Below are 12551 nucleotides of genomic sequence, written 5' to 3' on the forward strand. Positions count from 1 at the left end.
CCCCGACCAGGAAGCACCCGGCCAGCAATCATTCAGTTGCCAGTAAAGGGTGCCCATACAATAGGGCATTGCTCTGCGATGTGCTTCTATGGCCATTTTCATACCTTCTGCCTGCAATACCTGGCTCAGATATACAAAAGACGGAAAGTCTTTGGGCTCCCGGTAATAATGCAGCATATACGTTTTAATAGCTGTATTCCCTTTGGCAGGACTCTTCTGATGCGATTGCATCACATTGGAGAAAATATCATAATCGTCTTTGGTAGCAAAGGTGCGGATCGTTTCCATGGATGGGAAGGACTGAAAACCATATTCGCTCATAAAGCGGGGAATATGTGTATTAAAGGCTTCAAACCATTCCATCCCGTGCCATACGCCCCAGTAATGATTATCGCCTTTTGTAAAGTCTTCTACCTTGCCCCAGTTGCTGATGGGGGAAGAATGGAAATAGAAAGTACCCGGCTGATAAGTCGCTACCTGCTGCGGCAACACTTCTTTAAATAACTTATCGTAACCAGCCAACAGGCTTTGCCACTGTGTGTTCGTATAGGCGTAACCGCTTTCCCAACCCCAGTTTTTAATGGCCACCCCTACTTCATTATTGCCACACCACAAAGCCAGGGCAGGGTGATTGCGTAGGCGTTTGATGTTATCCGCAGCTTCCTGTTGTACGTTTTCCAGGAAAGCCGGATCGGAAGGATAGAAGGTACACGCAAACATAAAGTCCTGCCACACTAATATCCCATTTTGATCAGCGAGCCGGTAAAATTCATCATCTTCATAAATGCCACCACCCCATACGCGCACCATATTAAAGTGAGATTCCACCATGTCCTGAAACAATTTCCGCTGCTTCTCCATCGTTACCCTTGGCAAAAAATTATCCTGCGGAATATAGTTGGCGCCTTTCATAAATACCGGACGCCCATTCACTTTCAAGTAAAAAGATTCGCCCAGGCTATCGGGTTTATTCACCACTTCCACGGTACGCAGGCCAATCAGGTTACTACGGGAAGCAATACTCTTTTTATTGCTTTGTAGATTAGCCTGCAGTTCATACTGGAATTGATCCCCCATACCGGCAGGCCACCAGAGAGCAGGCTTCTTAATAACGAAAGGAATTTTCAATACGTTGGTTCCTGCCTGCAGGCTCACCGGCTGTTTGGCCAGTTCCGGTGTGTTTCCCCGCGGATTTTTTTCCTGCAGCTGCAGGCTATACTCCCCTGCCACGGCGACATCTATGGTTACTTCCGCCTGCATTTCTGCCTGCGCGGAATCCAGCTTTAATTGTTGCCAGTACACATCGCGGATGGTTGCCTTGTTCCAGCTATGCAAATACACCGGCCGCCAGATGCCCGACGTAACCAGCCGTGGCCCCCAATCCCAGCCATAATGGTAGGGCGCCTTACGGGCATAAATACTTAATGGAATATCGCTGGCATCATTGCCGGCAGGATAGATGATACTATCCTGCAAAAATTTGGGCATATCCGTTTTAACCGGACTTTTAAAGAGAATGCGCAATTCGTTGTCACCCGCGACCAACCATTCCTTCACATTGACGATATGTGATACAAACATGTTGGCCGACTGTAATATCAAATGGTTGTTGAGGTATACATCTGCATAAGTATCCAAACCTTTGAACTCCAGTTCCACCACATCAAAGTTCAGGTCCGCTTTTTTCAGCTTCCACTTTTTGCGGTATTGCCAGTCTTTTTTGTCTACCCACTGTACCGCCTTTTCATTGGTGCCGACAAAAGGATCGGGAATTAATTTCAGTGCCAGTAAATCAGTATGCACGGTACCGGGCACAGTGGCGGGCCGCCAGATGCCTTCATCTGCGCGGGAAAATTCCCATCCGGATAACATGGGATTGGTCGCATGGTCCTGCGCTGCCAGGTTGGCTAACATCGTTAAACACCAACAAGCAGTTAACAGTATATATTTCATGTTCTTATTTTTCAGAAGAACCAAAAATAGTACTGATTTACGATCTTTGAGAAATGAAAAGTATCTGGCAACAAATATTGAGGTATCTCTACATAGGTAAAAAGGATCCCAATGCACCAAAAACACGCTATGTGGCAATGATGCACGGGATGAACAGAATATCGCTGCTACTCTTTTTAGTAGCCATTATCATTATGATCATTAAGCTTATCAGAAAACATTAAGCGATCGCATATTCATAGATCACTTCAGCCGCGCGACGGGAAGCATCTTTTTCTCCCAGCTTATGCCATAATTCCGCATAATCCTTCATGACGCGGCTTCTGGCGCCGTCGTCTTTCAGCAAAGCGGTTAGCTCTTTCCCCAAATTTTCTTCGGTGAGGTCATGCTGAATAAGTTCTTTCACTACCAGCTTATCCATCACCAGGTTTACCAGGGAGATGTACTTTACTTTGATCAAATGTTTTGCGAAGAAATAGGAAATGGGATTTCCTTTATAGCACACGACTTCAGGCACACCAAACAAAGCTGTTTCCAGTGTGGCGGTACCGGAAGTTACCAGCGCCGCTTTCGCCTGACGTAATAGATTATACGTTTGTCCTTTTACCATGGACACATTAGGATGCTGGCCGGTCAGCTCTTCCAGGAAATGATCATCCAGACTTGGCGCCTGCGCCACCACAAACTGGTATTCCGGAAAATGTTTCGCCATCGTAAGCATAATGGGTAATTTCACACTCACTTCCTGTTTACGGCTGCCGGGTAATACGGCGATCACCGGTTTATCCGACAATGGCGCATCTGCCGGCTGTTCTTTAGCGGCTTTGATGACTTCTACCAAAGGATGGCCTACATATTCTACTTCATAATTCCATTTATGATAAAATGCCTTTTCAAAGGGAAGAATACACAGCATTTTGTCTACACTCTGCTTGAGCTTTTTTACCCGGTTTTCTTTCCAGGCCCATACCTGCGGAGAAATATAATATACTATTTTAAAACCTTGTTGTTTACCCCATTCTGCAATACGCATGTTAAAACCAGGGTAATCTACCAGCACCAATACATCGGGATTGAATGCGGTAATATCTTTTTTACAGGTATCTAAATTACGAAAAATGGTACGCAGGTTCATTACTACTTCCACGAAACCCATAAAAGCCAATTCTTTGTAATGCTTTACCACATGGGCTCCGGCAGCTTCCATCATATCTCCCCCCCAACTGCGTATATCCGCAGACGTATCCAGCTGCCTTAATTGTTTTACAAGATTACTGCCATGCAAATCACCTGACGCCTCTCCTGCAATAATGTAATATTTCAATTTCGTGTAGATTAAAAATTATCTGATCAGTTTAAGCAATAAAATGCCGATCGCGTACAGCATGGTCATCAGGAAAATACCTTTGGCGGTAATATCCAGCCGTTTTCTTGTGTACAGGAAAAACACCAGCCCGTTCAGTAACAGACAGATACTGGTGAGTTTAGGAATCATCTGCCGGTTATCTTTTAAGATCCCCAGAAATTGTCCCAGCCCTACATCGTTATGCTGTAGTCTGATCACAAAAAAATAGTACAGGAAAAACGCGGCCAGGGGAGTCAGAAACCCCAGTAAAATCCCTAATGGAAGATTGTCTTTTTTTAACATAGCATTTAGCTGTTAGCTTTTAGCTTTTAGTTTATCATGTGTCCGAAACCGCTTGCCTTTTTTGCTTTCGGCTTTCGGCTTTATTACAGGTCCTTCCAATCCTCTTCCAGCTTCTTTTTCAACGAGTAATTCGTCAGGTCAAACTGCACGGGCACAATAGATGCATAGTTATTATCCAATGCCCATACATCTGTATCTTCTCCGGTGTCGCGGTTTTTAAACTCACCGGTTAACCAATAGTATTTTTTCCCATGCGGGTCGCGGCGTTCATCGAACTCCTCTACCCATTTGGCATCTGCCTGCCGGCTGATTTTCAACCCTTTAAATTCGTGTTCACTCGCAATCGGAATATTCACATTAAAAAGGGTCCCCGGCGGCAAATCTGATTCCAGCATGCGTTTGGTCACCTGGTAAGCTACTTTTTTGGGCAAAGTAAAATCTGCATCATAGCTATATTCGAGGAAGGAAAAGCCTACAGAAGGAATCCCTTCAATAGCTGCTTCCATGGCCGCCGACATGGTACCAGAATAAATCACATTAATCGAATGATTAGCGCCATGGTTTATCCCGCTCACACAAATATCCGGCTTACCATGCAGAATTTTATCGCGGGCCAGCTTTACACAGTCTACCGGCGTACCCGAACACTGCCATGCTTCTATTCCTTCAAAAATATCTACCTGGTTCAAACGCAACGGTGTTCCAATCGTAATCGCGTGCCCTTTGCCCGACTGCGGACTATCCGGCGCTACCACCACCACTTTACCCAATGGCTTCACGGCCTCAATTAAAGCACGTATTCCCGGTGCTGTGATCCCATCATCATTCGTTACCAATATTACACGTTCCTTTGTAGCCATAGTTCACATTTTAACTTCGCACAACAAATTTAAGCTCTCTCCTAAACATTTCGCTTTAAAAGAATGTGAAATATATGGATATTTCTACAGATCGGATTTTAATATTTTCCTGAAAACCAGATAGATGCCTAATGTGATATAGGCTATCATGGCCGTTACATACACGTAAGTGTCGTATTGCGTACCTGAAGATACCATCTTACCAATCAGTGGGAAAGGCAGCAATTCATCCCCGCTTTGCAGCGGCAACAGTCCTCCAATAGGGCTTACATATCTTTTTATCAACACAGACAACAGCTGGTCTGCCATCATATTATAAGCGATAAACAACACAATACCCAGCCCCGCGCGCTTCACCAGCACGCCGATCAATAACGCAATAGTCAACATCACATTGAGTTGCAGGAAGTAATACAACATATACTCATACCCTTCCATGCTGAAAGGTTTTTCACCATACATGAGTCCTACCAAAGCACCGCTGATAGTGGCAATAAGGAGAGTAGACAGGGAAATAGTCACCAGCCAGAATAACTTGGCATATACGAATTCTTTTCTTTCCCAGCCATCAATCACATTCTGGCGGTTGGTGCGATAGGTGTATTCATTGGTAACGAGGATGATTAGCAGCAGTCCGAACAGCAGCGAGTTATAGCTGTTCATGGAAGCCATGGTGAGCCATACATCGGGGAAACTAAATGGATTTCCCAACATTTTACCTACCTGCTTCATTTCCTGTCCGCTAAACTTATCAGCTACCATGAAATTACCCGCAGGAATAATGATAAGCGCCAGCAGCAGCATTACCCAGAACGTGCGGTAATTCTTTACTTTCAGCCATTCGGTATATATAATTTGTTTCATCAGGCGGGGATATTAGTGATTTCCAGGAATGCGGTTTCAAGACTTTTCTTACGGAGTTGCAGTTGATTCAGCCAGATGCCCTGCTTAGCGCAGTAGCTGTTGATGGCCGCCGGATCCGGAGCAATGCTAAACGAGGCTTTAATGAGACCACCGGTAATTTCTGCGCCGGTACAACCGGGATATTGCAGCAGGGCAGCCTGCAATGCGTTGTTATCTGCCGCTGATAGTTCCACATAATCGTTGCGGCTAATTACCTCATTCACCGCGCCGGACAGCAATAATTTTCCGGATCTGATAATGGCTACATGTGTACACACTTTCTCTACTTCATCCAGCAGGTGGCTGGCAAGAATGATGGTTTTACCGGTATCCGCCAGCTTGCGCACCAGGCTCCTCACTTCGGCAATGCCGGAAGGATCCAGTCCGTTGGTAGGTTCATCCAGGATCAATACTTCCGGATCGCCCAACAGTACCGCGGCAATGGCCAGCCGCTGCTTCATACCTAATGAGTAGGTTTTAAAAGCAGAATGCTGACGTTGGGTAAGACCGCAGATTTCCAGTACGCGGGCAATGTCGTCTTTTCCCCGTTGCTTGATAGCCGCGGAGATCTCCAGGTTTTTATATCCGCTGAGATAATGATAAAAATTGGGCGTTTCCAGCAAAGTACCTATCTGCCGGCGTTCGTGGGCGGTAGGTACTTTATCAAATAAAGTAAAACTGCCGGTATCGGCTTTGAGAACGTCTGTGACGATGCCCAGCAAGGTAGTTTTACCACTACCATTAGGGCCCAGCACACCAAAGACACTGCCGGCGGGCACTTCAAAGGAAACACCTGACAGCGCCTGTACAGTTCCATATTTTTTGGAAACGTTTTGTAAGGATAGAATTGGCACGGGAAAGAATATAAATGTGGATAATTAAAAAGGGAAATGCAGCGAATGATCTTATGGCTAATCTTCACTACATTTCCCATAAATTAAAATAACAGTTTTTAGTTTCGTACAGGCTTACCTGTTTTGATAACACTCTGTAAACGTTCCAACGTTTTGCGTTCCCCACAAAGACTCAGGAAAGCTTCGCGCTCCAGGTCCAGCAGGTATTGTTCGCTTACAAAAGAAGCTTCTGTGAGATCTCCTCCACACATTACATAGGCCAGTTTATTCGCTACTTTCTGATCATGTTCTGAAATATAGTTGCCGAACTTCATAGCGTAAACGCCTGCCAGTAAGGCACCGAGTGCACCACGGCCCATCACTTTAATATCCGTTCTTTCTATCGGGCGGGTGTATCCTTCATCCGCCAGCGCAATCACACTGCGTTTGGCATCTGCAATGAGGCGGCTGAGGTTCATGGTTATTTCATCATGCCCTTTGCGCAATACGCCCATATCGAATCCTTCAAAACCGGAGGTCGCTACTTTTGCGGTAGCAACCGTCATAAAGTAATCTTTCAGTGGCTCTTCCTCGATCCGGCCTTCTTTATATTCCAGGCTGGCGCGGAGTGCCATTTCTTTGGTACCGCCACCGCCAGGAATCAGGCCCACCCCCAACTCCACCAGTCCAATATAAGTTTCGGCTGCTGCCTGTACTTTATCTGCATGTAAACACATTTCGCAACCACCACCCAGTGTTAGTGCATGCGGTGCTACCACCACTGGTATGGAGGAATAACGTAAACGCATGGTGCTACGTTGGAACAGGCGCACGGCCATATCCAGTTCATCAAACTCCTGTTCTGCCGCCAGCATGAAAATCATGCCCACATTGGCGCCAGCAGAAAAGTTAGTGCCTTCATTGCCAACAACCAAACCGCGGAAGTCTTTCTCTGCACGGTCTATCGCCTTATTTAATCCCTCCAGCACCTCACCGCCGATGGTATTCATTTTGGTTTTCCAGTCAAAACAAACCACGCCATCGCCGATGTCGATCAGGTTGCAGGCGCTGTTTTTCCAGACAATATTATTGGAGAAATTTTCCAGGATAATGAATTGTCCTTCACCAGGTAATGTTTTGTATGCCTGGCTGACTACATCGTAATAAAATTTCTTGCCGTTGTCTACTTTGTAGAAGGTTTTGATTCCCTTACCCAGCATATCTTTCACCCATTGGGCTACCGTTAATCCTTTTTCTTCTATCAACTTTACGGATGCTTCCACACCCAGCAGATCCCAGGTTTCGAAAGGACCGATTTCCCAGCCAAAACCGGCTTTCATCGCGTCATCTACTTTATACAGATCATCAGCTATTTCAGGAATGCGGTGCGATACATAAGAAAACAGGTAGGCATGGAATTGTTTGTAAAAGTCTCCAGCCTTATCTGTGGCGGCTGTCAGCATTTTAATACGTTGCTTGAGATCTTCCACCGGTTTAGCAGCATCGATGCTGGCAAACTTCGCTCTTTGCTTAGGCCCGTATTCCATGGTTTGCAGGTTCATGGTAAGGATTTCCTTACTGCCCCCCTCTCCTTTGGTTTTCTTGTAAAACCCTTGTCCGGTCTTATCTCCCAGCCAGTTGTTTTCCACTACTTTCTGCAGGAAATCCGGGATTTTAAAAATGCCGATGGCTTCATCCTGCGGACAGTTATCCATCACGCCTTTTGCTACTTTCACCAGGGTATCTATCCCTACCACATCTGCAGTACGGAAGGTGGCTGATTTAGGCCGTCCTATTACAGGCCCCGTGAGGGCATCTATTTCATCAATGCCCAATCCCATTTCCTGCATGATGTGGAAAATGGCCATGATAGAGAATACACCTACCCTGTTGGCGATAAACGCCGGGGTATCTTTACAGAGAACGGTTGTTTTACCGAGGTAAAGATCACCGTAGTGCATCAGAAAATCTATAATAGCAGGATCAGTATGTGGAGTAGGTATTATTTCGAGTAAACGAAGATAGCGGGGTGGGTTAAAGAAGTGGGTACCGCAAAAATGTTTTTGAAAATCTGCACTGCGCCCTTCTGTCATCAGGTGAATAGGAATGCCGGAAGTGTTGGAGGTGATGAGGGTACCGGGTTTACGGAATTGCTCTACCTGTTCAAATACAATCTTCTTTACGTCCAGGTTTTCCACTACTACTTCAATGATCCAGTCTACCTCTGCCACGCGCTTCATATCATCGGTGAAGTTGCCGGTCTTGATACGTTTAACGACATCCTTGGTAAAAACGGGCGACGGATTTGATTTTATCGCAGCCTGCAGGGCATCATTCACAATCCGGTTCTTCACTGCAGGATGATCCAGGGTCAGGTTCTTCTTTTTTTCTGCGTCGTTCAGTTCTTTGGGGGCTATGTCCAACAGCAAAACCTGTACGCCAATGCCTGCAAAATGACAGGCAATCCTTGATCCCATTACTCCCGAGCCTAAAACGGCTACTTTGTTGATGTGTCTCATAGCTTTTAGCTTTTAGCTGTTAGCTGTTAGTCTTTAGCGGAGCTTACAGCGGTTGTCAGTTTACTGATCATTGAATTTAGCATTTTTTGGACTTCAATCAGCAATGGAAGGATGATTTCTGTAATACTTTTTTTGAGTGAAGGGTAAATTTGGCAAGAGATTAACAGTTGGGTTTCTATTTCAAAGGAAGAGCCGATGGCAGTTTGTAGAAATTTATTATAATGCGCATCCGTATACATTGCGGCGCCTTCAGCGATATTACTGGGAATTGAAATAGCAGCTCTTCTTAGCTGGCTTACCAAACTAAATTTTTCTTCCGAAGGAAATGATTTTGTGAGTTCATAAATTTTTATTGACAGGTCAAAAGACTTCCGCCAAACAAGCAGGTTCCTGAAGTTTCTCATGGGTTAACATTTACTTGATAAATATAAAAAATAAAGCCGATACAATTTGTATCAGCTTTATCCCCTTTTATCTATAATTATTTGTCATTCGCTCTAATCTAAAAGCTAACAGCTAATAGCTAACAGCTCTATTATTTTCCATTCGCTCTAATCTAAAAGCTAATAGCTAACAGCTAATAGCTAATAGCTAATAGCTAACAGCTAAAAACTAACAGCTCTTTAATTCACCCCACTACCGGGCTTCACCGCTTCGGCAGGGTTTACAAAAATCAGTTTGCCATTATCTTCGGCCATCAGGATCATTCCCTGGCTTTCTATTCCGCGCATTTTGCGGGGAGCCAGGTTGGCCACCAGTGTTACCTGTTTGCCGATGATATCTTCGGGTGCAAAATGCATCGCGATGCCGGATACCACGGTACGTTGTTCTGTACCAATGTCTACCAGCAGTTTTAATAATTTATCTGCTTTTGCTACTTTTTCTGCCTGTAAGATGGTGCCTACGCGCAGGTCCAGTTTAGCGAAATCATCGTATTGAATTTCTGGTTTGGCAGGTGCAGGTGGTGCTTCTTCTACAGCAGGAGCTGCAGCAGCGGCGGCGTCCATAGCCTGTTTCAGACCATCATGGAGTTTCTGTACCTGTGTAGTCACCTGTTCGTCTTCTATCTTTTTAAACAGCAGTTCTGGTTCCCGCAGTGAATAACCTACGTTTACCAACTTCTGGCTACCAGCATTGTCCCATTCCAGCATACGATCTACCACTTTCAGCATGTGACAAATCTTCTTCGCGGTGAATGGCAGGAAAGGATGAGAGAAGATGGCCAGGTTTGCAGACATCTGCAACGCAATGTGTAAACAGATATCTATACGGGCACGCAAATACTCTTCACTTTTACCTTCATACTGTTGATGCTTTGCACTCCAGGTACCGTTCTTCAGGTTCTCAAGTACACTTGCCAGTATCCATGGCTCGTTTTGTTGCAGATATTGATTTCCTTTTCTGGAAAATTCAATTACTTCTGCCAGTGCTTCCCGGAACCGGTAATTCTCGATGCTGTTCTCTATTTTTTCTTTCGCCAGTCCAAACTCTTTCAGCATATCGCGATCACCGTCATTCATGAATGCTTCCTGCAATGGCGGTACTTTTCCTCCGCATAATTTATGCATCAGCACCATAGCCCTGTTCACAAAGTTGCCGAAAACGGCTACCAGCTCGTTGTTATTCCGATCCTGGAAATCCTTCCAGGTAAAGTCATTGTCCTTCGTTTCCGGTGCGGTGGCGCAAAGTACATAACGCAATACATCCTGTTGATCCGGGAAGTCAGCGATATAATCATTCACCCATACTGCCCAGTTACGGGAAGTGGATACTTTTTCACCTTCTATGTTCAGGAACTCGTTAGCTGGCACATTGTCCGGTACTACAAAACCACCGTGGGCTTTCAGCATCGCAGGGAAAATAATGCAGTGGAATACGATGTTATCCTTACCAATAAAATGTACCAGTTTGGTATCGTCTTTACACCAGTAGTCAGCCCAGTTTTCGGTGAGTTCTTTGGTGGCGGAAATATAACCGATGGGGGCATCAAACCATACGTACAGCACCTTTCCTTCTGCATCCGCTAATGGTACTTTGATACCCCAGTTGCTGTCGCGCGTCATGGCGCGGCTTTGCAACCCGCTATCCAGCCAGCTTTTGCACTGACCGTATACATTATTTTTCCACTCTTTATGACCATCAATGATGTATTCCTTCAGCCATGGCTCATAGTTCTGCAGCGGCAGGTACCAGTGTTTGGTGGTTTTCTTCACCAATGGTGCATTGCTCAGTGCAGAGTGCGGGTTAATGAGTTCATCCGGGCTCAGGGTTCTGCCACAGCGTTCGCATTGATCGCCATAGGCTTTATCATTGCCGCAGTTAGGGCAGGTGCCCACAATATATCTGTCGGCCAGAAACATTTCTTTTTCCGGATCGAAATATTGCTCACTTTCTTTTTCTTCAAACAGTCCATCGTTGTACATCTTCAGGAAAAAATCCTGGGAAGTTTTGTGATGGATAGGATCACTGGTACGGGCAAATATGTCGAAAGAGATGCCCATGGCGGCAAAGCTATCGCCTATAATTTTATGGTATTTGTCTACTACATCCTGCGGACTCACCCCTTCCTTCATCGCCTTAATGGTGATAGGTACACCATGTTCATCAGTTCCGCAAACAAATTTCACATCTGCCTTGTTGGAGCGTAAGTAACGCACGTAAATATCTGCTGGCAGATAGCAGCCGGCAAGGTGTCCTATATGCACCGGGCCATTGGCATACGGTAATGCTGCAGTTATTAAATATCTATTAAATTTTGCCATATTCTCTTAACGAATGCTTAAATAAACTTTAAATCAGGTGATTGTTTTTGGAATCCCCATTACAATTTATCACCTTAGTCAGCGAATAAAGATTGAATTTACACTAACTAATCCGCAAAGGTAAACAAAAGGTACAATGGTAAAAATTCCGCCATATTTGAAAAAAGGTGATCTGATCGGAATTACCTGCTCCAGCAGCAAAATGGACCTGCAGGCAGCGGAGTACGCGAGAAGTGTACTTGTTTCCTGGGGATACCGCGTGCACCTCGGCATTACCGTGGGTACCAGCTTTCATAACTTCTCCGCACCGGATGAACTGCGACTGGAAGAACTGCAGGATATGCTGGATGATCCGGAAATAAAAGCCATTGTTTTTGGCCGTGGTGGTTATGGTATGGTGTGCATCATCGACAAGCTGGACTTTACCGGTTTCCGTAAGCAACCCAAATGGCTATGTGGCTACAGCGACATTACGACCTTACACTCGCATGTAAATCGTCAATTCGGTATTGCCACCCTCCACTCCATGATGTGCAGCGGCATTACGCCGGAAACAGTAGATAATGAATATGTGCGTAGCCTGGCTACTGCGCTCAAAGGCAAGCCATATCGCTATACAGCGCCGGCGCATCCGCTGAATCAGGAAGGGAAAACCACCGGTATACTGGTAGGCGGCAATTTGTCCATACTGGCCAATCTTTCCGGCACTTCCTCACAAATCAATACCAAAGGGAAAATACTACTACTGGAAGATATCGGAGAATACCGGTATAACATAGACCGCATGATGTACAACCTGAAACGGGCCGGATGGCTGGATAAACTGGCCGGATTGGTAGTGGGATCTTTTGTGGATGGCAAAGAAACAGATACGCCTTTTGGTCAGACAGAATATGAAATTATCACGAACCTGGTAAAAGACTATGAATATCCCGTATGCTTTGGCTTTCCGAGTGGGCACCAGGCAGCTAATTACTCAATGAAATTAGGGGTAAAGCATGAGTTGAAAATTGGGGCAAAAACGATATTGTCTGAAGTGTGATTTTTGTCTTACTCAGGATTATACTGATTTA

General features: G+C 45.2%; 11 protein-coding genes. 2 read left to right on the forward strand and 9 right to left on the reverse strand.

Features of this window, described 5'->3' with window-relative positions; translation table 11 throughout:
- On the reverse strand, positions 1–1953 hold a 1953-nt coding region (locus VIP81_RS12060), incomplete at its 3' end, for a glycoside hydrolase family 2 protein (RefSeq protein ID WP_331960481.1).
- Positions 1954–2006: 53 nt separating this feature from the next.
- Here VIP81_RS12060 and VIP81_RS12065 point away from each other — a divergent pair.
- Positions 2007–2177, forward strand: a complete 171-nt coding sequence (locus VIP81_RS12065; RefSeq protein WP_331960484.1) for a DUF6728 family protein — start codon at positions 2007–2009, stop codon at positions 2175–2177.
- On the opposite strand, the gene lpxB is transcribed toward VIP81_RS12065, so the two are convergent.
- The 8 genes from lpxB to metG form a co-directional block, all read right to left on the reverse strand.
- Positions 2174–3277 (reverse strand): lipid-A-disaccharide synthase, encoded by a 1104-nt coding sequence (gene lpxB, locus VIP81_RS12070; protein WP_331960487.1) that lies wholly within the window; start codon positions 3275–3277, stop codon positions 2174–2176. The genes VIP81_RS12065 and lpxB overlap by 4 nt on opposite strands.
- An 18-nt stretch (positions 3278–3295) precedes the next feature.
- Positions 3296–3601 carry a hypothetical protein gene (locus VIP81_RS12075; protein ID WP_331960490.1) on the reverse strand — a complete coding sequence of 102 codons (306 nt, stop codon included), beginning with the start codon at positions 3599–3601 and terminating at the stop codon, positions 3296–3298.
- An 83-nt stretch (positions 3602–3684) separates the two neighbouring features.
- Entirely contained in the window at positions 3685–4461 is a 777-nt protein-coding gene (gene surE, locus VIP81_RS12080; protein ID WP_331960493.1) for a 5'/3'-nucleotidase SurE, read from the reverse strand.
- Between the two features lie 84 nt (positions 4462–4545).
- Positions 4546–5325 carry an ABC transporter permease gene (locus VIP81_RS12085; protein ID WP_331960496.1) on the reverse strand — a complete coding sequence of 260 codons (780 nt, stop codon included), beginning with the start codon at positions 5323–5325 and terminating at the stop codon, positions 4546–4548.
- The gene (locus tag VIP81_RS12090; protein WP_331960499.1) at positions 5325–6218 is read right to left on the reverse strand and encodes an ABC transporter ATP-binding protein; all 894 of its coding nucleotides are present in this window, start codon (positions 6216–6218) and stop codon (positions 5325–5327) included. Before VIP81_RS12090 ends, VIP81_RS12085 begins: the two co-directional genes overlap by 1 nt.
- A 98-nt stretch (positions 6219–6316) precedes the next feature.
- Complete coding sequence (locus VIP81_RS12095) at positions 6317–8716, reverse strand: 3-hydroxyacyl-CoA dehydrogenase/enoyl-CoA hydratase family protein (protein WP_331960502.1); 2400 nt, start codon at positions 8714–8716, stop codon at positions 6317–6319.
- 26 nt (positions 8717–8742) lie between these two features.
- The gene (locus VIP81_RS12100) at positions 8743–9120 is read right to left on the reverse strand and encodes a four helix bundle protein (protein ID WP_331960505.1); all 378 of its coding nucleotides are present in this window, start codon (positions 9118–9120) and stop codon (positions 8743–8745) included.
- Between the two features lie 219 nt (positions 9121–9339).
- A complete protein-coding gene (gene metG / locus VIP81_RS12105; protein WP_331960509.1) occupies positions 9340–11478 on the reverse strand; it encodes a methionine--tRNA ligase in 2139 nt (712 codons plus the stop codon).
- 157 nt (positions 11479–11635) lie between these two features.
- On the opposite strand from metG, the gene VIP81_RS12110 reads away from it, so the two are divergent.
- Positions 11636–12520 carry an LD-carboxypeptidase gene (locus VIP81_RS12110; protein ID WP_331960512.1) on the forward strand — a complete coding sequence of 295 codons (885 nt, stop codon included), beginning with the start codon at positions 11636–11638 and terminating at the stop codon, positions 12518–12520.
- The last annotated feature ends 31 nt before the right edge of the window (positions 12521–12551 follow it).

It is taken from the genome of Chitinophaga sp., assembly GCF_036566945.1.
Classification (GTDB): Bacteria; Bacteroidota; Bacteroidia; order Chitinophagales; family Chitinophagaceae; genus Chitinophaga.

Bases quoted from the DNA above. Each gene is read 5' to 3' on its own strand.
- VIP81_RS12065 (WP_331960484.1), top strand. From the start codon at position 2,007: ATGAAAAGTATCTGGCAACAAATATTGAGGTATCTCTACATAGGTAAA.
- VIP81_RS12075 (WP_331960490.1), bottom strand. From the start codon at position 3,601: ATGTTAAAAAAAGACAATCTTCCATTAGGGATTTTACTGGGGTTTCTG.
- surE (WP_331960493.1), bottom strand. From the start codon at position 4,461: ATGGCTACAAAGGAACGTGTAATATTGGTAACGAATGATGATGGGATC.
- VIP81_RS12085 (WP_331960496.1), bottom strand. From the start codon at position 5,325: ATGAAACAAATTATATATACCGAATGGCTGAAAGTAAAGAATTACCGC.
- VIP81_RS12095 (WP_331960502.1), bottom strand. From the start codon at position 8,716: ATGAGACACATCAACAAAGTAGCCGTTTTAGGCTCGGGAGTAATGGGA.
- VIP81_RS12100 (WP_331960505.1), bottom strand. From the start codon at position 9,120: ATGAGAAACTTCAGGAACCTGCTTGTTTGGCGGAAGTCTTTTGACCTG.
- metG (WP_331960509.1), bottom strand. From the start codon at position 11,478: ATGGCAAAATTTAATAGATATTTAATAACTGCAGCATTACCGTATGCC.